Raw genomic sequence first — 19,312 nt, 5'->3', positions numbered from 1 at the left:
GATGGTTTTGGGGACCCATTGAACGGTTTAGCAAGGCTATCCAAATTCATTCGATTTTGTGAAAAATACACTATGGATGCGTTATCCGCATATCATAGTGTATTTTTTTCTTTAATAATATTAAGAAAGTATAGGATGAAGAGGGAAGGGGGGCTGCCTGGATGCCCTTAACTTTTAGCCGAAGGCTCTTAACCGTTAATGGGCAGGAAGGAAATGATCAAGCAGAACCCGGGCGGTTTCGCGAGCATGAAGGGCGGGCTCAGGATCCGTTTGCAGCATGGCAGTCGTAATGGCGCCTTCCACGAGCAGATACAAGCCGCCCGCTAACGCTTCGGAATTAGATGCAGGGGCTGGCTCGATCAGTGAAGCGATATATTTGCGAAGATAGGATTTATAACGATGGGCCGCCTCATAGTAAGGGTGGGCATGATCCAGAAATTCGGATGCAGTCTTAATAAATGTACAGCCATTGAATTCGGATTGCTTAAACCATTCTCCAAGCACATCAAATACAGCAAGCAGCTTCTCCTTTGGACTTGCTCCGCGCTGACTGACCTCGAACTCGAACCATTTCCTCCACTGCTCATCCTGTCTCATCATATAAGCCAACACCAAGTCATCTTTGGATGAAAAATGATTATATAACGTCATCTTGGCCACATTGGATTCCGAAACAACCTGATCTACGCCGGTTGCGCGAATTCCCTGTTTATTAAACAAGTCGGAAGCGACCTGCAGAATATGTTCTTTTTTACTTTTGTTAGCCACCTGATGTCCTCCATTCGAAAGAATCCATAACTATACAGATCGGTCTATATATTATAATTAGTTAGAAAACGAATGGCAAATAGAAATTCTGTGCTAAAAAAACCATTGAAACTATACAGACCTGTATGTATAATATGGACACCGGGTCACAACTGGTTGGGGATCCAAAATCAATCACGGAAAGGTGAGGGTTATGACGGTAAAATACAGATTTGCTAAAGTTAAAGGTTTGAATATCTTCTATCGGGAAGCGGGCAGCAGGGAGAATCCAACTCTTCTTTTATTACATGGATTTCCTTCATCTTCCCATATGTTCCGAAACCTTATCAGAGAACTGGAGAACGAATACCACCTCATTGCTCCCGACTATCCGGGTTTTGGGAACAGCGATCAGCCATCCATTTCGGAGTTTACTTATACGTTCGACAACCTTGCCGATCTGATCAACGATTTTGTGGAACAATTAAATCTGAATTCATACAGCCTTTATGTTCATGACTACGGCGCTCCGGTAGGTTTTCGTTTGGCGAGCAGGCATCCTGAGCGAATTCAGGCCATCATCTCGCAAAACGGGAATGCCTACGAAGAGGGACTTGAACCGGCTTGGGACCCGATTCGTGCATTTTGGATCCATCCAGAGGATCGTACAATCCGTGAGAAAGTCCTTCTATTACTGACGCCTGAGCTAACGAAATATCAATATGTGAACGGAACCCGCAATCCTGAAGAGATAAGCCCTGATACATGGAACATGGATCAAATGACTCTGGATCGGCCTGGGAACGCTGATATTCAGTTGGCGCTCTTTTATGATTATCAAAATAATTTGAAGCAATATCCGCTCTGGCATGATTACTTCAAGGCTTTTCAACCGCCGATGTTAGTTGCTTGGGGGAGAAATGACATCTTCTTTGGGCCGGCGGGGGCACTTGCCTATCAAAGGGATTTGCAAGATACAGAGGTTCATTTGCTGAATACGGGGCATTTTCCACTTGAAGAAGAATTGGAGCTGAGTGTCAGCCTTATTCAAAACTTTCTGGCTAAACGGTTAGTGAACTCCCTCTAGGGTACTCCCTTTAGTGTACAGACCTGTCTGTTCCCCTCGGTAGTTCGTATAACTTCAGCAAAGGCGGTCAAAATAACTTTGGCCGCTTCTATTTTTCCAAATAAATTGGACAATCAAAATGTAATCCCATTACATTTAAATAATTGCATACTTGACGGAACCAAATATTAAAAATATAATAACTTACATAAAGTAACTTAATGACAAATGGAAACAAGATGTTTGGTTTCAAAGTTCATTCCAGCCGTTTAAGGACGGGGGAAGGGCGTAGTCGTTTATAGAGGTGGTGGCGTAATGGGTTTCTGGAACAAACTATTCGGAACAAATTCCAAGGAGGAACAGGTCATGGCTAAATTGAATATCGGTATTATTTTGGGAAGCACACGTGAAGGCCGAGTCAGCCCGCAGGTCGGGGAATGGGTGAAAGGGATTGCCGACAAACGCGGAGACGCGAATTATGAAATTGTCGACATTTCGGATTTCAAACTGCCTTTCCTGGGTACAACGGACGGTTCTGAACCGGGCATTGCCGCCTGGAATCAGAAGCTCGCAAGCCTGGATGGATTTGTCTTCATCGTACAGGAATACAATCACAGCATTACAGGAGCTTTGAAGAATGCCCTGGATTTCGCACGCGAAGCTTGGAACAACAAGGCGGCAGGTATCGTAAGTTATGGTTCGACCGGCGGTGCGCGTGCAGCTGAACATTTAAGAGGGATTATGGGCGAACTGATGATTGCGGATGTACGTGTTCATCCTACACTTTCTTTGTTCACTGATTTCGAGAATGGTACGGTGTTCAAACCGCAAGAGCTGCATTCGGCCAACGTCAACCTCATGCTCGATCAGGTTATTGCCTGGAGCGGCGCTTTGAAAACCTTGCGCTAAGAAGCAGAGGAAACCGATCCTTGCAGCAAACAGTGAAATACCAGCGAACTAACAGTGCAGCAACAAGTCGAACTAACAGTGCAGCAACAAGTCGAACTAACAGTGCAGCAACAAGTGCAACAGCAGTGCAACAACAAGTGCAACAACAATTGAAACAACAGTAAAAAATCTATGGCATGAGGCCCTAAAAGCCTCATGCTTTGATATAACACCCTTTAGAGTGAATCGGCAGCCGGCAAGCCGCGGTAAGCATGTGCCTTTTCCTTCTAAAGGGTGTAGCTGCTTTTAGAGCCTCAAAACCATATCCACATGCGGGATGCCATCCTCCGGATAAACGTCCGAAACAGGCCGGAAGCCGAAGGAGCCGTAAAACTTCTCCAGATAATGCTGGGCCTGGATTTTCACCTCGCTTTCTCCCCACTCCCCGGTAAGGAAAGCGAGAGCCTGGGTCATCAGCTCCTGGGCCAGACCCCGTCCCCTGTAAGGAGGATTGACCAGCACCCGGCCAATCGAAGCCTGAGGATAAGAGATCCCGCGCGGCAGCAGCCGGCAGTAAGCGGCCAGCTTGCCATCTGCTTCCAGGAACAGGTGATGACTGGCCTGATCTTTATCATCCACTTCAGGGTAAAGGCAGTTCTGCTCCAACATAAACACATTCACACGTAATTGAAGAATGCGGTAGACCTCGGCTCCTGTTAATTGCTCGAAGCTCTTCAATGTCCATTCCAACAGGGTACACTTCCTTTATGACTAAGATAACGATTCTGTAAGCTGCAGCGAGCTTCGAAACCGGCGAATATCCCGGATCGGCGGCTGGCCGAAGAACCGCGCATATTCGCGGCTGAATTGAGTCGCGCTTTCGTAGCCGACCTGAAAGGCCGCTTCGGCGGCGTCCATCTGCGACGAGAGAAGAAGGCGTCGCGCTTCCTGCAATCTCAGCTGTTTCTGGTATTGGAGCGGGCTCATGGCCGTCACCTCTTTGAAATAAGCGAAGAAGGAAGAGGCGCTCATTCCCGCCGCCGCCGCCAGCTCATCCATACGCAGCGGCTGCGTGAAATCGGATTTCATCCGTTCGATGACCTGAGCGATACGCTGGGCGTGGCTGCTGATCAGGGTAAACTGCTGAATGCTGCTGCCGTGTTCGTTCTGAAGCAGCCGGTACAGAATCTCCCGAATGACATAAGGAGCGAGCACCGGAATGTCGATAGGGGAGTCCAGCAGCTTCACCAAACGCAGAACCGCTTCATAAAGAGCTTCGTTCATCCGGCTGACCGCAAGGCCCCGCTCCGGCTGTGTTTCCCGTTTGGGCTTAAGGGCCGGTCCGGAGGATTGGATAACATCCAGAATTTGCTCCGTATCAAAATTGAGCCGCAGGCTCAAAAAAGGGGCTTCGGGCGAAGCCTCCATCACTTGGCCGATAATCGGCAAATGGACAGACGTGGTTAAATAGCTGCTCGGATCGTACCGGTAGCTTTCCGCACCAAGCATCACGATTTTTGAGCCTTGGGCGATAATGCACAAAGAGGGCTCATAGACGGAATAGATCTTCTCCAATTCCTGGGAGTGGCAGATGAAGGTCAAGCCGGGAATGGCTGTGGAGATTATCCCATCCTCCGAGGTGAAACGGCCGATGCGCTCCGCGAGCTCTTTTCCATAAGTGAAGGATCTTGTATCCATAGGGTTTGCTCCTCTCATGGCGTGATCTTGTTTTCACTTTACGATTTTTCGGAGGATTAGGCAAGAGTTTAGGAAATGCGAAGTAATAGCAGGAGAACAGTAAATATTAGCGATGTAACGGCCTCAGCACATGACACTAAATGGCGCCTTGTCTCCCTGATATATTTCGACTCCATTAAAGCACGAAAAGAAAAACCTAAGGTTAAGAAGAATGTGAATAAGGGTTGTGGTTCGTTAAAATCCAAAATTCAGATAACAACAATAGCGGGAATGATAAAGCCAATCGAACCCAAAATATACCACTTATAACCGGTTGTATCTGACATTTGTTTTTCATTGGCAAAATTGAACTCACCTGCTGTTTTAAGCTATAGTTACATTAGAGGGTTACGACAGAAGCAGAAGGGATATTTGAAGATGAATGCTTTGACACAAATCGATCAATTAAAGAAATTCAGATATGAAATTACTCGTTTTATGCTGATTTACAAGTTTGCGCTGGATGAAATCGAGACGAAGATCGACATCCTGAAGGAAGAGTTCCAGGCGCTCCATGATCACAGCCCGATTGAGCATACGAAGTCCAGATTGAAGTCGCCCGAGAGCATTATGAATAAAATGCTGCGTAAGAATCACGATTTCTCCCTGTCCGGCATCCGTGACAATATCAAGGATATCGCCGGGCTGCGGATCACCTGCTCGTTTATTTCCGATATTTATGTCATCAGCGACATGCTGCAGAAGCAGGATGATTTGAAGGTGCTCGAAATCAAGGATTATATTCAGCACCCCAAAGGCAACGGCTACCGCAGCCTGCATCTGCTGGTTGAGGTTCCTGTTTTTATGTCCGATACCTGCGAGCATGTATGCGTCGAAATCCAAATTCGCACGATTGCGATGGATTTCTGGGCCAGCCTGGAGCATAAAATTTTCTACAAATACAGCAAATCTGTCCCAGAGAATCTGCTGAATGAGCTGAAAGCCGCGGCCGAATCGGCGAATGCGCTGGATCATCAGATGGAGCGGCTGCAGCGGGAAATTCAGGAAGTGAAGGATGCGAACAGTGAAGCGGAAGCCGAGGAATTGCAGAAGATCATGATTAACGACAAGCAGTTTATGCTGCCTGCAAACTTTATGAAGCTGCTGGGTGAGTAACGGACAGATTCGGAGGATAACGATAACATGCGGACAGAAGGAATTGAGCGTAAAGTTCAACAAATAGAGGCGATGGAGCTGCGTTTGAACCAGTTTAATGCCACCAGGGCTCTTGCGTTGTCCGACAAGAAACCAGAGCTTCTTGAGATAGGGAACTCTATACTGCTCATGGAGACGACGGAACCTGAATCCATGTATTATAACCGCGTGAAAGGTTTTGGCCCCTCGGATCTGGATAAGCTGGATCTGATTCTGCAGGCATATGAAAGCAGAAATCTCGTACCTTGTTTTGACATCTCGCCGGGGCGGATGACAGGGGAGATTGGCGGTGCCCTGTATCAAAAGGGTTTTGTATGCGCGGAGCAGCTCACCTTTCTCGAAGCGGATCCCGGCAGCATTCGGACTGCTCCGGCAGCTTCCGTAAAGATAAGGTTCGTTGATGAGGAGCTGGCCGACGATCTGTTGAACAGCATCAGCCGAATAATGGGCGGGGTGTCCCCGGAAATTCTTGAGCGGAAGAAACCGTATTTTGTACGGCCTCATTTTCGGAACTATTTGGCTTATATTAATGAAGAAATTGCAGGGATAGGTTCGTTATTTACACATGGGCAGGAAGGGTATTTGGCCAATGACTACACGTTCCCTGAATACCGGGGAAGGGGCTGTCAGAAGGCCTTGATTGCCCACCGTCTGGCTGAAGCAGCAAGGCTGGGCTTAGAATCGGTATATACCGATGTGGAGTTTGGCTCTGTCAGCCATGAGAATATGCGTTTGCTTGGCTTTGAGCAAGTGTTTATAACATCATTTTGGGTCAAAGCCTAGAGAAAAGAATCCTACGCAATTCTTCACAATCCTTTGCAATCCTGCGGCCTTCGGCTGTGGGATTGTTTTGATTTTTATGAGTGATGCATCGACTGGATGGGAATGGGTAAATAATAAGTAGCGTCGTAACTAGGATGAACAAGAGAAACTCCCCTGAAAGGAGAATCCAGGATGCCAGAATCTGGGCAGAAATCTGGGCAGCCGTTTGAAGCTAACGGGCAGGATGCCATGCGTGATCATTCCTATACAGAGCCGCAAGAGGGACGAAGCGAACATGATCCGGAAATCCAGACCCCGGGCAGCAAGATTAAAACGGACAAAGCCGTTGTTGAATCGCTGCTGAATGTCAAAGAAATTGAATATTGAAATCACTGTAATCTGTGAGACAGGCTGATCAGGCCGTTTGGTTCTATGCAGCAAAGGTGCTTCCTCCGCAAGGGGGGAAGCACCTTTATTGGTGTCGGGCTGTTCAAGTTCAAATTCAAGTTCAAGTTCAAGATGGGGCAGATCAGAATGCTCCCCTTATTTAGACAAACCCGGATACAGCGCAGCAACGCCCCCGGCAAGACCCTGCTGAACCTGCTTGCTCAGCTCATCGGCCAGAATTTCATAGAGATCCGCTTCCATGCCGTCGACCGCGATTTTGGCGATATCCGACGGGGCTAATTTAGGCGCAGTAATGCCGGCTGTCATGTCCGTATCCATGTAACCTACATGGAGTGCAGCAACTCTGATATTTTTGGGCACAAGGTTCAAGCGCAGGTCGTTCGTCAATCCCCATGCTGCCGATTTGGCTGATGAATACGCGCCTAAACTCCCTAAGCTCAGCCATGACAACACGGATAGGATATTCAGAATAGAGCCTCCGCCATTCTTCTCCATTACCGGTGCGAAAGCCCGAATCATAGACAGTGTGCCGAAGAAATGGGTATCGAATTCCAGATGGATATCCGCAAGGTCGCCTGTAAGGAGGGAGGCGCCCGTAGATACGCCGGCATTGTTGATCAGAAGCGTCACATCTCCCGCTGCTGCGGTTGCTTCAGCTACAGACTTAGGATCTGTAATATCCAGCTGCAGTGGGATGGCTCCCGGTATATCTACCGAAGCTGGATTTCTTGCTCCTGCATATACCTTAGCTCCCCTGGCCAGAAGCTCAAGCGCCAAATGCTTGCCTAATCCCCGGTTACTGCCTGTAACGAGAGCGGTTTGATTCGAAATGTCCATAATGATGATCTCCTTTTCTGGAACGATCGTTCTTAAATCGAGGAAAAAGAATCTGATGCTTAAGGGGCGCCCATAAGAATCAGAGATATAAGTTCGTCAATTAAAGAACAACCATTCTTAAATTAAATGAAGTTTAGCCTTAGCGGCCACGTAGATAGGATACTTCATTCAAGAACGATCGGTCAAGTATTTTATTTGTTCGGTTTCATGACCGCGAAGACCGCGACCTTGCTTGCATCCTCCAATAGGCTGCGGTCCGGCGACGTTTTGCCCAGCACCAATAATCCTTGTCTTGTACTCAGCAGAAACCGCGCCATTTCATCGATACTTAAGTTGTCATTGAGAGCACCGGATGGCTGGGAACGCTGGAGGAAATCCTTAAAGCGGGCCTCCATATCTTGAAAATAAATTCCGATACGTGAAGAGATCTGCGTATCTACAGACCCCAATTCCATGGAGGTATTGGTAATAAAGCAGCCTCTGCGCTGGTCATCGTTATTCATAGCCACACTGATCAGCTCATCAAAAAAATGTTCAAGAATTTCCCGAGGTTCTCCGGACTCCTTCAAAATCAGGAACAGATGATCCTTATACAGCGCGTGGAAACGTTCCAGGCACGCTGCGAACAGCTGATTTTTGTCGCCAAATGTATCGTAAAGGCTGCCGCGATGAACGCCGGTATGCTGCACTAAGTCCTGAATGGACGTTTTCTCGAATCCTTTGCTCCAGAACAGGTCCAGCGCTTTATCGAGCACCTGCTGCTGGTCAAATTCTCTTGGTCTCGCCATCGTTATCTCTTCCTTTTCATTCGTGCGTAATATGCTGAAGGGTTTGTACGAAAATTTGCTCAATATGCGTATCATCCAGGGAATAAAAGACGGTTTTCCCCAGTTTGCGCCGCTTTACGATTCGTAAATTTCTCAGATAACGCAGCTGATGAGAGACAGCGGATTGCCCCATTTCCAGCAGCACGGTCAAATCATGAACGCAAAGCTCTTTCTGCCGTAGGGCATCTACGATTCTGATCCGAGTCGGATCGCTGAATGCTTTAAACCAATCAGCCATCTGGACGGCAGAGTCTCCTTTCAGCATAGCGGATTTCACCGTCTGCAGGTTACCATCCGTTCCGTTGCAGGTAAGATCGCATTCCTCTGCCGTTATTTCTTCATATTTCATAATCTCACCTACCCATATTAAGAAATGCAGATTCTTCAAGCTTGATGATTTCTCATCAAATTATACCGATTCATTGACGCAAAAGAAAGGCAAGAATATAATAATAAAAGAACATATGAACAATTGTTCATATATTAGCGTTAGAAGCGAAGGAAGGTGCCGTAAAGATGCAGCAAGCCAAGGAAACCGTTAAACAGCAATACCTGCTGGTCGGTCTGGACTGTGCCAATTGCGCCAGAAAGGTTGAAGATGGGGTGAGTAGGCTTCCTGGGGTATCGAACTGTTCAGTCAACTATATGACCCAAACCCTCTCGTTAGAAACCGCACTGGGGGATACGGGGAGAATTCGGGAAGCTGCGGTTGAAGCCATTAAAAAGCTGGAGCCTCGAATTCAACTGCAGTTGAAGGAGGGGAATGGAAGCGGGGAACAAGCCGGCAGCTCCGGTCGATCCGAAGGGAAAAGCTCGTCTATTAGCCAAGTCATTGGCAAGATCCTGATCTTTCGTCTTGCAGCCGGTGCCTTGATTACAGCCACAGGTATGCTGGCGGATTTCTCGGGCTGGTTAGCGTTTCTTTGGTTTGCGGCAGCTTACCTGCTCATCGGCGGCGATGTTCTTCTGCAGGCGCTGAAGAATATGGGTCGAGGCCGGATTTTTGATGAATATTTCCTGATGTCCGTGGCGACCTTTGGAGCATTTGCTATTGGCCAATACCCGGAGGGAGTGGCCGTCATGCTCTTCTACCAGGTGGGGGAGCTGTTTCAACGGCTGGCCGTCAACCGCTCGCGCCAATCGATTACTTCGCTGATGAATATCCGGCCGGATTTTGCAAATTTGAAGGCCGGCAGCGAAATCAGACGTGTCCAGCCTGAAGAGGTAGGAGCAGGAAGCTATATCCTGGTGAAGCCCGGCGAGAAGGTACCGCTGGATGGAATCATCAGGGAGGGCAGCACGAGGGTGGATACCTCCGCGTTAACCGGTGAATCCGTGCCAAGAGAGGTCACTGCAGGACAGGAGGTGCTGGCCGGTTTCATCAACAAAAACGGGATGATCACGGTGGAGGTCACCCGAACATTCGGGGAATCCTCCGTGGCCAAAATTCTGGATTTGGTAGAACATGCGAGCAGCAAGAAGGCAAAGACCGAAAACTTTATCACCAGGTTCGCCCGGATATATACGCCTTTTGTTGTCGCTCTGGCCCTGCTGCTGGCCGTGGTTCCGCCGCTTGTGATGGACGGTGCCGAATTCTCGGATTGGCTGTACCGTGCCTTGGTATTTCTGGTTATTTCCTGTCCGTGTGCTTTGGTCATTTCGATTCCGCTGGGATTCTTCGGCGGGATTGGTGCAGCATCCAGGCAGGGGGTGCTGGTTAAAGGCGGCAATTACCTGGAGGCTTTAAATGCCGTGAAATATGTGGTTTTTGATAAAACCGGCACACTGACTCAAGGGACTTTCCAGGTCACGGCGATTGTTCCGGAAGAAGGGTGGGCCCAAGAGGAACTGCTCAAATATGCGGCTTATGCGGAGCTGCATTCCAATCACCCGATTGCCGAATCGATCCGAAACGCCTTTCAGGGAAGTTTGCAGGAGTGGGGCGTTAGCGAAGTGAACGAGATCTCCGGCTTTGGTGTTGAGGCAGCGGTTGAAGGGAACAAGGTGCTGGCGGGCAGCGCGAAGCTGATGAAGAGGGCAAAGATTTCGTTTGTCCAACCTGATATTACAGGTACGGCCGTACACATCGCTGTAGGAGGACAATATGCGGGTTATATAGTTATTGCGGACGAAATCAAAGCCGATGCGGCTTCAGCGATCCATTCGCTTAAACAGCTGGGCATCAAGAGAATGGTGATGCTGACGGGCGACTTGAAAGCCACGGCCGAAGCCGTGGCCGGTCAGCTGGCCATCGACGAGGTTCACAGCGAGCTTTTACCGGAAGAGAAAGTCGCCCAAATAGAACGGCTGATGGAGCGGAAGTCTGCTAAAGACAAGGTCATCTTTGTCGGGGACGGCATTAATGATACGCCGGTGCTGGCCCGGGCCGATATTGGCATCGCAATGGGCGGTCTGGGTTCGGATGCGGCGATTGAAGCTGCGGATATCGTTATTATGGACGATAAACCTTCCAGAATCGCCGATGCCATTCGGATTGCCAAGCGGTCGCGGCGGATTGTCTGGCAGAATATTATTTTTGCGTTCGGTGTAAAAGCGGTCTTTCTGCTGCTGGGCGCTTTCGGCTTTGCGACGATGTGGGAGGCCGTCTTCTCGGACGTCGGTGTCACGGTGTTTGCTGTGATGAATGCGATGCGTGTGCTGCATTCCGCTTAACTGCTGAGTGATAGGCCTGCCTGTTTATTGGATAAAAATGTAACCTTAGCTCAGGGCTTTCGTATAACTTTATATATTTATTTATATATTTATGATGGATATATGGAGGTGAGGCTGATGAACTTATATTTCCGCGATAATTTTTTTAATGCCGGCGAAACGGAAATTTTGAACGAACGGAATGAGCGGGTTGGTTATCTGAATTTGAAGAGCGCTTTTGGATCGTCGATTGAGGTTTACGGGAATGGCGTACAAGTATGCAGCGGGAGATTCCCCTTTTTCTCCGGCCGCTGGGAGGTTCAGGACGTCCACGGAAATACATTGGGCAAGCTGAGAAGCCGCTTTACCTTCTTCAGCAAGAAATACACCTACGAAACGAACGGGAGGGGGGAGTACGATATTTTATCCCCGGCTTTCTCCAAGGAATATGAGGTCGTCAATGATTACGGCGTCGTAGCCCGGTTCGCCAAGGTGAGCGGCTGGTTTTCGGCGAGCGCTTACGAACTCAGCAATTCCAGCGAGCTGTTGAATGATTATGAGCTGGTGGCGGTCATTATGGGCGTGCATGAGATTCAGAAGAGACACGACAATAACGCTGGGGCGAACGTTACTTAACCCGCTTCAGCAGGCTTTGACCCGAAACGATTAAGAGGAAAAAAAAGCAAGAGCCCCTGCGGATTTCGTTCCGCCAGCGGCTCTTTTCTGTTCCGGTTTCTAAGCTGGCCGATAGGAAAAGTTCGGATTTAACGGGGCAGGACAGAAAGGACATCCGGTTATTCTACCGCCCCGGAATTTCAACCGTAAGCTCCACGGGATAATGATCCGACGGGTAGAGGCCGTCTTCGTTCCAGCGGTTGATGACAATCGATTTCACAGGACCCGCGCCGCGCTGAAAAATCCAGTCGATATGTGGTCCGTCCGTATCGCCTGTGTAATTGCCGAAGGTGCAGGTACCAGCCAGATCCTGCCCCGACTGCGTCCAGGTATCGGTGAAATCGGAGCCCTGCAGAAGAAGGTAAGCTTCGCCTTGTTCCGTGGAATTGAAGTCTCCACCGATAAAGACTGGAAGTCCGGTTGAACCGGCAATCTGCCCGACCCGCTCCAGCATCAGTTTGGCGGCCTGAACCTGGGCGGCCTCTTTCAGTGCGAAATGGATATTAAAATAATAAATATCAGCGCTGCCGTCCTTGGCCTGCAAACGAACCCAAGTGCAGATGCGGGGATAGTCGGAGTCCAGAGAGCTGCGGCTGCCGGGGACATCCGGCGTTTCGCTAAGCCAGAACTGGCCCGCTTGAACGGCGTCGAACTTATCCGTCCGATATAGGATATTGACGTATTCATCGCTTGTATCTCCGAGTCTGGAGGTGCCGATAGACCGGTATGGCAGACGGGAGTGCTTCAGCAGATAATCGGTTTGAGCCTCGTAGGCTTCCTGCAGGCCGACGACGTCCGGCGCAAAAGCGTCGATCACCCGCACGGCCCGGTTTTTCCGGTTATCCCAGCAGTTAACCGTTCCATCATCCCCGTGCAGCGTGCGTATATTGAAAGACATGATTTTCAGTTCCGTGTTCATGCTTGCCCACTCTCCTTTATTGTTGTTGTCCGTTGTTTCCTTGAGCTTAAAAAAGTACCATGTAATCAACTTGCCCGGTGCTCCGTTTATTTTATCACGCAGGAGCTGGCCCAGGCTTACCGGCCTCCGGATAAATTTAAACATTTTCCAAATTATGCTTTCAACCCCCCTCTTGCCAACGTTCAAACGATATGTTATCTTAACTGTGTAACCGGTTCCATACGGTGTTTCCTAACAAGGAGAGAACAGCTATGGCAACGATTCGAGATGTAGCTAAACAGGCAGGCGTTTCGGTAGCGACGGTGTCGCGGATGATCAACGGAACAGGTTATGTCCATGAAGATACCCGCCGCAATATTGAAACCGCTATCAAAGAACTCCAATACACACCTAATGAGGTCGCGAGATCTCTTTATAAGAAAAAATCAAAGCTGACCGGCCTTTTGCTGCCGGATATCACGAACCCGTTTTTCCCTGAGCTGGCCCGCGGGGTGGAGGATGAAATGCAGGAGAACGATTACCGCATCATCTTCGGCAACAGTGACGAGGACCGGGATAAAGAGCAGGAATACATCCAGACCTTTGTGCAAAATAACGTGGTCGGCGTCATCGCTTCCACCAACTATCCGGACACGGATACCTACCGGAAGCTGGAGATCCCGGTGGTGTTTCTGGATCGGACGGTGGACGACAGCCCGTCGGTTTATTCCGACGGACGGGAAGGCGGCCGAATCGCCGCCCGCGAGCTTGTAGCCCGGGGCAGCCGCCGTGTAACGGTCATGCAGGGACCCAAACATATCCGTCCGGCACAGGACCGTTACAAAGGCGCCGTGGATATGCTGAAGGAGCAGGGGATTTCGTACAATGTCATCCAGACTTCTTCTTTTTCCTTTATGGAAGCGGGAACCTGGGCCGAGCAGTTGTTCAGCCAATATCCGGATACGGACGGGGTCATCGCCAGCAACGACATCGTGGCGGCAGCCGTGCTGCATGAGGCATTGCGGCTGGGCAAGCGAGTGCCGGAAGACGTGCAGATCATCGGGTATGACGATGTGCCGCTCAGCCGGATTTTGAACCCTTCGCTGACGACGGTCCGCCAGCCTGCTTACGATATGGGAAGGGCGGCTGCCAGACTGCTGATAGCATTTATGGAGAATAAACCTATTGATCAAACTACAATTCAAATGCCCGTAACGTTTACCGAACGGGATACGACGAGAAAGGCGGAAGAATAACATGGCAAATATCGTAGTGGTAGGCAGCTCTGCTGTAGATCTTGTAGTGACGGCATCCAAACGTCCGGGAGCCGGTGAAACGGTTCTCGGCGAAAGCTTCAAGACGGTTCCCGGAGGCAAGGGAGCCAACCAGGCCGTAGCGGCTGCGCGGCTTGGCGCAGAGGTAACGATGGTGGGCCGCGTGGGCGACGATCAGTTTGCCGATCAGATTCTGGAGAACTTCAAGAGCAACCGAGTTTCTGTAACGTATGTGGAACCGGTTACACATCGCGAAAGCGGAACCGCGCATATCATTCTGGCGGAAGGCGACAACAGCATCGTGGTTGTGAAAGGCGCCAATGATGAGGTAACGCCGGCTTATATCAGCTCCAGGGCAGTGGACGCGTTCAGCGGCGCGAATATGGTGCTGATCCAGCAGGAGATTCCCGAAGAGACAGTGGTTTACGTCAGCCGGCTGGCTAAACAGCTGGGCATCCCGCTGCTGCTGAACCCGGCTCCGGCAAGGCCGATCCCGCAGGAGGTCATCGACAATGCGGCGTACATCACGCCAAACGAACACGAAGCGAAGATTCTGTTCAAAGATCTCAGCATAGCCGAAGCCCTCCGGAAATATCCGAACAAGCTGTTTATTACCGAAGGCAGCAATGGTGTACGTTATTTCGACGGCGTGCAGGAAGTGCTGGTGCCTTCTTACAAGGTGGAAGTGGTGGATACGACGGGGGCGGGCGATACGTTTAACGCGGCGTTTGCGGTGGCGCTGGCCGAAGGCAAACCGGTTTATGACAGCGTGCGTTTTGCCAACCGTGCTGCCTCCTTGTCCGTGACCCGTTTCGGAGCACAGGGCGGAATGCCGCAGCGCCAAGAGGTAGAGGAGCAGATGTAAGATGAAGAAATTGGGAATATTAAATAGTCATATTGCCAAAGTGCTGGCCGATCTCGGCCATACCGATACCATTGTGATTGCCGATGTGGGATTACCCGTTCCGGACGGGGTCCCCAAAATCGACCTGGCGCTGACGCTAGGGTCGCCAAGCTTCGAAGACACCGTCAATGCGGTGGCCGAGGATATGGTTGTGGAGAAAGTAGTGCTGGCGGAGGAAATGGAAGCCGATAATCCGCAAGCGCTTCAATATATGAAACATAAATTTGCGGGAGCCGAGCTGGAGTACTGCCCGCATGAGCAGTTCAAGCAGCTGACCCGCAGGGCCAAAGCCGTGATCCGCACGGGTGAAGCCAAGCCGTATGCAAACGTGATTTTGCAGGCGGGCGTTAATTTCGGGAAATAAGGAGGAGCCGTTATGCGTATTGAAATGAAAGGCATTCATAAAGCATTTGGCAGTAACCAGGTTTTGTCCGGCGTGAATTTTGATCTGGAGCCGGGCGAGGTTCACGCGCTGATGGGCGAAAACGGGGCCGGGAAATCGACGATGATGAATATATTGACCGGCCTGTACGTGAAAGACGCCGGGACAATTACGATTGACGGCAAAGAAACGTACTTCTCGAATCCGAAGGAAGCGGAGAAAGCGGGCATTGCTTTTATCCATCAGGAACTGAACGTATGGCCGGATATGACCGTGCTGCAGAACCTGTTTATCGGGCGCGAGATGTCGTCGTCCTTCGGGCTTTTGAAAGAGAAGGAAATGAAGGCGCTTGCAGCCGAGCAGTTCCGCAAGTTGTCCGTGGACATTCCGCTCAACGCCGAAGCCGGAGAGTGTTCGGTGGGCCAGCAGCAGATGATCGAAATCGCCAAAGCGCTTCTGACGGAAACCAAGGTCATCATTATGGATGAACCAACGTCGGCGCTGACCGAACGGGAAATCCGCAAGCTGTTTGAGGTGATAGCCTCTCTGAAGAAAGAAGGCGTCTCCATCGTCTACATTTCCCATCGGATGGAGGAAATCTTCGAAATCTGCGACCGGATTACGGTGATGCGGGACGGCAGAACGGTCGATACCCAAGCGATTCCAGACACAAACTTCGACGAAGTGGTACGAAAAATGGTTGGCCGCGAGCTGACGGAACGTTATCCGGCGCGGACGCCGAATCCCGGCAAAGTGGCGCTTGAGGTGGCGCACGCTTCCCGCAAAGGGCTGTTCGAGGACATCAGCTTTAAGGTTCATGAGGGCGAGATTGTCGGTTTCTCCGGGCTGATGGGCTCGGGACGCACGGAAATCATGCGCGCCTTGTTTGGGCTCGATCCGCTCGACCGCGGCGAGGTGACGCTGTTCGGCAAGAAAGCCGCGATCCGCAAGCCGGACGACGCGGTGAAGCTTGGCATCGGTTTTATTACGGAGGACCGGAAGGATGAAGGGTTGATCCTGGATTTTTCCGTCCGTGAGAATATGGTGCTGCCAAGCCTGAAGAGCTTTACCTCCAAAGGGCTGATCTCGGCTCAGAAGGAGAAATCGTTCGTTGATATGCTGATCAAGCGGCTGCGCATCAAAACCCACACGTCCGAAACGGCGGCAGGCAACCTGTCCGGCGGCAATCAGCAGAAGGTGGTCATCGCCAAATGGGTTGGCATCGGTCCGAGAGTGCTCATTCTGGATGAACCGACCCGCGGGGTTGACGTTGGCGCCAAACGGGAAATCTACCAGCTGATGAACGAACTGACCGGACACGGCGTCGCTATCATCATGGTATCGTCGGAGCTGCCGGAGGTGCTCGGCATGAGCGACCGGATCGTGGTTGTGCACGAAGGCCGGATCACGGGCGAACTGAGCAGGGAAGAAGCTACGCAGGAGAAAATCATGACACTCGCTACGGGGGGACAATAACATGTCGACAATGAATGAAGCAAAAACAAGCAAAGGATTTCAGTTGTCTCAGGTGACGCAAAAGCTTGGACCGCTGCTGGGCCTGATCATATTGGTCATCATCGTTTCGGTATTGAATCCTAGCTTTTTGGAACCGCTTAACATACTCAATATGCTGCGTCAGGTTTCGATTAACGCGCTGATCGCATTTGGCATGACCTTCGTCATTCTGACAGGCGGCATCGACTTGTCGGTTGGATCGATACTCGCTTTATCCAGTGCTTTTATCGCTAATCTGATGGTTTCAGGTCTTGATCCTGTTCTCGCGATCATCGTCGGCTGTCTGGCCGGTGGGGTTATGGGAGCGGTCAACGGCCTCATGATCACCAAGGGTAAAATGGCTCCATTTATCGCTACTTTGGCAACCATGACCATCTTCAGAGGTTTGACGCTTGTCTACACAAACGGTAACCCGATTACGGGGCTTGGCGACAGCATGGCGTTCCAGCTGTTTGGCCGCGGTTATCAATTCGGCATTCCAGTACCGGCCGTTACGATGATTATTACTTTTGCCATCCTGTGGGTGGTTCTGCATAAAACGTCCTTCGGACGCAAAACGTACGCGATCGGCGGCAACGAAAAAGCGGCCCGCGTATCCGGCATCAAAGTATCCCGCGTCAAAATCATGATCTACGCGCTGGCTGGCCTGCTCTCCGCGCTTGCGGGCGCTATTCTGACGTCCCGTCTGAATTCGGCCCAGCCGACAGCCGGCACTTCTTACGAGCTTGACGCCATCGCGGCGGTTGTTCTCGGCGGCACCAGCTTGTCCGGCGGCCGCGGCCGCATCGTCGGCACCTTGATCGGCGTGCTGATCATCGGCATTCTGAACAACGGGCTGAACTTGCTCGGCGTCTCTTCCTTCTACCAGATGGTGGTCAAAGGGATCGTGATCCTGATCGCCGTACTCATCGACCGGAAGAAATCCGCATAAAGGGGAGATTAAACGATGAAAAAGTTAACGTTATTAATCGCAGCGCTGCTGCTTGTGCTAACGACCGGCTGCTCCATGCAGCCCCCTAGCTGGGCCAAACCGAAGACCGGCGGGGATTTGACGCAGATGAAGATTGGCCTGTCCATTTCAACGCAGGATAATCCGTTCTTCGTTTCTTTGAAAGACGGCGTAGTAGCCGAAGCCAAGAAGCAGGGCATCGAAACGATTGTGGTGGATGCGCAGAACGACTCGGCGAAACAGACCAACGACGTGGAGGATTTGATTCAAAAAGGCGTCAGCGCCCTGCTGATCAATCCGACCGATTCGGCGGCGATTTCGACGGAAGTCGAGAATGCCAACAACCTGGGCATTCCGGTTATTACGATCGACCGTTCGGCCGATAAAGGCGACGTTAAAGCCTTTGTCGCTTCCGATAACGTCAAAGGTGGTAAAATGGCTGCGGAATACCTGGCTCAGCTGGTGGGCAAAGGTGCCAAAGTTGTTGAGCTGCAAGGCGTAGCCGGCGCTTCCGCAACCCGTGAACGCGGTCAGGGCTTCCATGAGGTGGCCGATACCGAATTGAATGTTGTGGCTTCCCAGGCGGCCGATTTCGACCGCACCAAAGGCCTCAACGTGATGGAGAACCTGCTCCAGGCGCATCCGGACGTTCAGGCGGTGTTTGCCCAGAACGATGAAATGGCGCTTGGCGCGATCGAAGCGATTCGCAGCTCAGGCAAGGACATCCCGGTTATCGGCTTTGACGGCAGCGATGATGCCCTGAAAGCGATCAAGGACGGCAAGCTGACCGCAACGGTGGCTCAGCAGCCTGAACTGATCGGCCAAATGGCCGTCCAGGCGGCGCGCGACGTGCTGCAGGGCAAAACAGTCGAGAAATCCATTCCGGCACCGCTGAAGCTGGTGACGAAGGAATAAGGGAACCAGAAATAGGGCTGGCGATTAAAGGTAAAGATGAAGACAAAAGTTAAAAGGACGTTTCAACCGGGTTGGGTTATAGTCTATAGCCATAGCCCGATTGAGGCGTTTTTTTTGCATGCCGAGGTTCGGAGGGTTACTCTTTCCCGTGCTTCAGCCAAAAAGTAAGCAGGAGGGTCACCGGTGTAAGAAGAGCAAGGCTATTCATGATGATTAAATTCACCGGCGGAGAGAATAATTTAAAGACATTGATTAATGACATGAACCAAACGAGCGTAAAAATCAAAGTAACGACCCAAGCGGTTTTGGATGAGGTGTTGGGTGAAAATTGCAAGAATAAGAATAGGGACAAAAGGGTGAACCCGGCAAAGTACCCCAATTGAAGGCTGGTGATTTGGACGGGGATATCAGAGGATAATAAGAGCTCCGAGCCAAATTGGAGAGAATAAAAGGCAATTAGAAAAAGAGCATAAATTCGTTTTCCCATCATGGCTCCTCCTGGATTTAGCTTCCTGATTACAATACTTCTGAGAGGGTGCCTCCGCAATAGTTTTTCCAAAAAAAATATCTATTTTCCGGTTGAAGCGGATTAAAATCACTACTAAGTAAATTTCCAGAATAAAGCGCAAGATAAGGAATAGATGGTGGGAGCAACAAAGGGCACAACTTTTTTACGCCTGGGTTCGTCTAGTTACCGACAAGGGTGGGGCTCTTTTTTTAA

22 protein-coding genes are annotated in these 19,312 nt (G+C 50.5%); 13 read left to right on the top strand and 9 right to left on the bottom strand.

What is annotated here, in order from left to right; all coding sequences use genetic code 11:
• Positions 1 to 195: 195 nt before the first annotated feature.
• A complete protein-coding gene (locus tag CBE73_RS11215; protein WP_094094299.1) occupies positions 196 to 768 on the bottom strand; it encodes a TetR/AcrR family transcriptional regulator in 573 nt (190 codons plus the stop codon).
• Between the two features lie 193 nt (positions 769 to 961).
• Here CBE73_RS11215 and CBE73_RS11210 point away from each other — a divergent pair, with 193 nt between their 5' ends.
• Together CBE73_RS11210 and CBE73_RS11205 are read left to right on the top strand one after the other, a co-directional pair.
• Positions 962 to 1,834, top strand: a complete 873-nt coding sequence (locus CBE73_RS11210) for an alpha/beta fold hydrolase (RefSeq protein WP_094094298.1) — start codon at positions 962 to 964, stop codon at positions 1,832 to 1,834.
• Between the two features lie 294 nt (positions 1,835 to 2,128).
• On the top strand, positions 2,129 to 2,722 hold the full coding sequence (locus CBE73_RS11205) for an NADPH-dependent FMN reductase (RefSeq protein WP_094094297.1): 594 nt from the start codon (positions 2,129 to 2,131) through the stop codon (positions 2,720 to 2,722).
• A 285-nt stretch (positions 2,723 to 3,007) separates the two neighbouring features.
• Here the strand turns inward: CBE73_RS11205 and CBE73_RS11200 are convergent, their stop codons facing one another.
• The 3 genes from CBE73_RS11200 to CBE73_RS22670 form a co-directional block, all read right to left on the bottom strand.
• The gene (locus CBE73_RS11200; protein ID WP_094094296.1) at positions 3,008 to 3,451 is read right to left on the bottom strand and encodes a GNAT family N-acetyltransferase; all 444 of its coding nucleotides are present in this window, start codon (positions 3,449 to 3,451) and stop codon (positions 3,008 to 3,010) included.
• 21 nt (positions 3,452 to 3,472) lie between these two features.
• Positions 3,473 to 4,399 carry an AraC family transcriptional regulator gene (locus CBE73_RS11195; protein ID WP_094094295.1) on the bottom strand — a complete coding sequence of 309 codons (927 nt, stop codon included), beginning with the start codon at positions 4,397 to 4,399 and terminating at the stop codon, positions 3,473 to 3,475.
• Between the two features lie 68 nt (positions 4,400 to 4,467).
• Complete coding sequence (locus CBE73_RS22670) at positions 4,468 to 4,644, bottom strand: DUF4181 domain-containing protein (RefSeq protein ID WP_157739521.1); 177 nt, start codon at positions 4,642 to 4,644, stop codon at positions 4,468 to 4,470.
• 172 nt (positions 4,645 to 4,816) lie between these two features.
• Here CBE73_RS22670 and CBE73_RS11185 point away from each other — a divergent pair, with 172 nt between their 5' ends.
• The 3 genes from CBE73_RS11185 to CBE73_RS11175 all read left to right on the top strand — a co-directional run bounded on the left by CBE73_RS11185 (position 4,817) and on the right by CBE73_RS11175 (position 6,742).
• On the top strand, positions 4,817 to 5,554 hold the full coding sequence (locus CBE73_RS11185; RefSeq protein ID WP_094094293.1) for a GTP pyrophosphokinase: 738 nt from the start codon (positions 4,817 to 4,819) through the stop codon (positions 5,552 to 5,554).
• A 27-nt stretch (positions 5,555 to 5,581) separates the two neighbouring features.
• Positions 5,582 to 6,376, top strand: a complete 795-nt coding sequence (locus CBE73_RS11180) for a GNAT family N-acetyltransferase (RefSeq protein ID WP_094094292.1) — start codon at positions 5,582 to 5,584, stop codon at positions 6,374 to 6,376.
• A gap of 171 nt (positions 6,377 to 6,547) precedes the next feature.
• Positions 6,548 to 6,742, top strand: coding sequence for a hypothetical protein (locus tag CBE73_RS11175; RefSeq protein WP_094094291.1), 195 nt, complete (start codon positions 6,548 to 6,550; stop codon positions 6,740 to 6,742).
• Positions 6,743 to 6,898: 156 nt separating this feature from the next.
• Here CBE73_RS11175 and CBE73_RS11170 read toward each other — a convergent pair whose 3' ends face one another.
• From CBE73_RS11170 to CBE73_RS11160, 3 genes are all read right to left on the bottom strand, one after another.
• Positions 6,899 to 7,600 carry an SDR family oxidoreductase gene (locus CBE73_RS11170; RefSeq protein WP_094094290.1) on the bottom strand — a complete coding sequence of 234 codons (702 nt, stop codon included), beginning with the start codon at positions 7,598 to 7,600 and terminating at the stop codon, positions 6,899 to 6,901.
• Positions 7,601 to 7,791: 191 nt separating this feature from the next.
• Positions 7,792 to 8,388, bottom strand: a complete 597-nt coding sequence (locus CBE73_RS11165) for a TetR/AcrR family transcriptional regulator (protein WP_174704710.1) — start codon at positions 8,386 to 8,388, stop codon at positions 7,792 to 7,794.
• Between the two features lie 16 nt (positions 8,389 to 8,404).
• The gene (locus CBE73_RS11160; RefSeq protein ID WP_094094288.1) at positions 8,405 to 8,776 is read right to left on the bottom strand and encodes an ArsR/SmtB family transcription factor; all 372 of its coding nucleotides are present in this window, start codon (positions 8,774 to 8,776) and stop codon (positions 8,405 to 8,407) included.
• Between the two features lie 167 nt (positions 8,777 to 8,943).
• Between CBE73_RS11160 and CBE73_RS11155 the strand changes: the two genes are divergently transcribed.
• On the top strand, positions 8,944 to 11,100 hold the full coding sequence (locus CBE73_RS11155) for a heavy metal translocating P-type ATPase (protein WP_094094287.1): 2,157 nt from the start codon (positions 8,944 to 8,946) through the stop codon (positions 11,098 to 11,100).
• A 117-nt stretch (positions 11,101 to 11,217) separates the two neighbouring features.
• On the top strand, positions 11,218 to 11,715 hold the full coding sequence (locus CBE73_RS11150; RefSeq protein WP_094094286.1) for a hypothetical protein: 498 nt from the start codon (positions 11,218 to 11,220) through the stop codon (positions 11,713 to 11,715).
• Between the two features lie 163 nt (positions 11,716 to 11,878).
• On the opposite strand, the gene CBE73_RS11145 is transcribed toward CBE73_RS11150, so the two are convergent.
• Positions 11,879 to 12,817: an endonuclease/exonuclease/phosphatase family protein gene (locus CBE73_RS11145; RefSeq protein WP_094094285.1), complete on the bottom strand. Its 939-nt coding sequence runs from the start codon at positions 12,815 to 12,817 to the stop codon at positions 11,879 to 11,881.
• 107 nt (positions 12,818 to 12,924) lie between these two features.
• On the opposite strand from CBE73_RS11145, the gene CBE73_RS11140 reads away from it, so the two are divergent.
• Genes CBE73_RS11140 through rbsB form a run of 6 tightly spaced genes read left to right on the top strand, consistent with a single transcriptional unit; the run spans position 12,925 to position 18,591 of the window.
• On the top strand, positions 12,925 to 13,908 hold the full coding sequence (locus CBE73_RS11140) for a LacI family DNA-binding transcriptional regulator (RefSeq protein ID WP_094094284.1): 984 nt from the start codon (positions 12,925 to 12,927) through the stop codon (positions 13,906 to 13,908).
• 1 nt (position 13,909) lies between these two features.
• Positions 13,910 to 14,791 (top strand): ribokinase, encoded by an 882-nt coding sequence (gene rbsK, locus CBE73_RS11135; RefSeq protein WP_094094283.1) that lies wholly within the window; start codon positions 13,910 to 13,912, stop codon positions 14,789 to 14,791.
• Position 14,792: 1 nt separating this feature from the next.
• Positions 14,793 to 15,194: a D-ribose pyranase gene (gene rbsD / locus CBE73_RS11130; RefSeq protein WP_094094282.1), complete on the top strand. Its 402-nt coding sequence runs from the start codon at positions 14,793 to 14,795 to the stop codon at positions 15,192 to 15,194.
• 12 nt (positions 15,195 to 15,206) lie between these two features.
• Positions 15,207 to 16,688: a sugar ABC transporter ATP-binding protein gene (locus CBE73_RS11125; protein ID WP_094094281.1), complete on the top strand. Its 1,482-nt coding sequence runs from the start codon at positions 15,207 to 15,209 to the stop codon at positions 16,686 to 16,688.
• A 1-nt stretch (position 16,689) separates the two neighbouring features.
• On the top strand, positions 16,690 to 17,658 hold the full coding sequence (rbsC, locus tag CBE73_RS11120; RefSeq protein ID WP_094094280.1) for a ribose ABC transporter permease RbsC: 969 nt from the start codon (positions 16,690 to 16,692) through the stop codon (positions 17,656 to 17,658).
• Between the two features lie 15 nt (positions 17,659 to 17,673).
• A complete protein-coding gene (gene rbsB, locus CBE73_RS11115) occupies positions 17,674 to 18,591 on the top strand; it encodes a ribose ABC transporter substrate-binding protein RbsB (protein WP_094094279.1) in 918 nt (305 codons plus the stop codon).
• Between the two features lie 136 nt (positions 18,592 to 18,727).
• On the opposite strand, the gene CBE73_RS11110 is transcribed toward rbsB, so the two are convergent.
• Complete coding sequence (locus CBE73_RS11110) at positions 18,728 to 19,081, bottom strand: hypothetical protein (RefSeq protein ID WP_174704709.1); 354 nt, start codon at positions 19,079 to 19,081, stop codon at positions 18,728 to 18,730.
• Positions 19,082 to 19,312 lie beyond the last annotated feature (231 nt).

The sequence above is a fragment of the Paenibacillus physcomitrellae genome, assembly GCF_002240225.1.
In the GTDB taxonomy this organism is placed as follows: Bacteria; Bacillota; Bacilli; order Paenibacillales; family Paenibacillaceae; genus Fontibacillus; species Fontibacillus physcomitrellae.
This window is presented reverse-complemented; position numbering and strand designations above follow the sequence as displayed.

Excerpts from the sequence above, each read along its gene's own strand:
- CBE73_RS11210 (WP_094094298.1), top strand. The coding sequence starts at position 962 with ATGACGGTAAAATACAGATTTGCTAAAGTTAAAGGTTTGAATATCTTC.
- CBE73_RS11205 (WP_094094297.1), top strand. The coding sequence starts at position 2,129 with ATGGGTTTCTGGAACAAACTATTCGGAACAAATTCCAAGGAGGAACAG.
- CBE73_RS11195 (WP_094094295.1), bottom strand. The coding sequence starts at position 4,399 with ATGGATACAAGATCCTTCACTTATGGAAAAGAGCTCGCGGAGCGCATC.
- CBE73_RS11185 (WP_094094293.1), top strand. The coding sequence starts at position 4,817 with ATGAATGCTTTGACACAAATCGATCAATTAAAGAAATTCAGATATGAA.
- CBE73_RS11180 (WP_094094292.1), top strand. The coding sequence starts at position 5,582 with ATGCGGACAGAAGGAATTGAGCGTAAAGTTCAACAAATAGAGGCGATG.
- CBE73_RS11175 (WP_094094291.1), top strand. The coding sequence starts at position 6,548 with ATGCCAGAATCTGGGCAGAAATCTGGGCAGCCGTTTGAAGCTAACGGG.
- CBE73_RS11170 (WP_094094290.1), bottom strand. The coding sequence starts at position 7,600 with ATGGACATTTCGAATCAAACCGCTCTCGTTACAGGCAGTAACCGGGGA.
- CBE73_RS11165 (WP_174704710.1), bottom strand. The coding sequence starts at position 8,388 with ATGGCGAGACCAAGAGAATTTGACCAGCAGCAGGTGCTCGATAAAGCG.
- CBE73_RS11160 (WP_094094288.1), bottom strand. The coding sequence starts at position 8,776 with ATGAAATATGAAGAAATAACGGCAGAGGAATGCGATCTTACCTGCAAC.
- CBE73_RS11155 (WP_094094287.1), top strand. The coding sequence starts at position 8,944 with ATGCAGCAAGCCAAGGAAACCGTTAAACAGCAATACCTGCTGGTCGGT.
- CBE73_RS11150 (WP_094094286.1), top strand. The coding sequence starts at position 11,218 with ATGAACTTATATTTCCGCGATAATTTTTTTAATGCCGGCGAAACGGAA.
- CBE73_RS11145 (WP_094094285.1), bottom strand. The coding sequence starts at position 12,817 with ATGTTTAAATTTATCCGGAGGCCGGTAAGCCTGGGCCAGCTCCTGCGT.
- CBE73_RS11140 (WP_094094284.1), top strand. The coding sequence starts at position 12,925 with ATGGCAACGATTCGAGATGTAGCTAAACAGGCAGGCGTTTCGGTAGCG.
- rbsK (WP_094094283.1), top strand. The coding sequence starts at position 13,910 with ATGGCAAATATCGTAGTGGTAGGCAGCTCTGCTGTAGATCTTGTAGTG.
- rbsD (WP_094094282.1), top strand. The coding sequence starts at position 14,793 with ATGAAGAAATTGGGAATATTAAATAGTCATATTGCCAAAGTGCTGGCC.
- CBE73_RS11125 (WP_094094281.1), top strand. The coding sequence starts at position 15,207 with ATGCGTATTGAAATGAAAGGCATTCATAAAGCATTTGGCAGTAACCAG.
- rbsC (WP_094094280.1), top strand. The coding sequence starts at position 16,690 with ATGTCGACAATGAATGAAGCAAAAACAAGCAAAGGATTTCAGTTGTCT.
- rbsB (WP_094094279.1), top strand. The coding sequence starts at position 17,674 with ATGAAAAAGTTAACGTTATTAATCGCAGCGCTGCTGCTTGTGCTAACG.
- CBE73_RS11110 (WP_174704709.1), bottom strand. The coding sequence starts at position 19,081 with ATGATGGGAAAACGAATTTATGCTCTTTTTCTAATTGCCTTTTATTCT.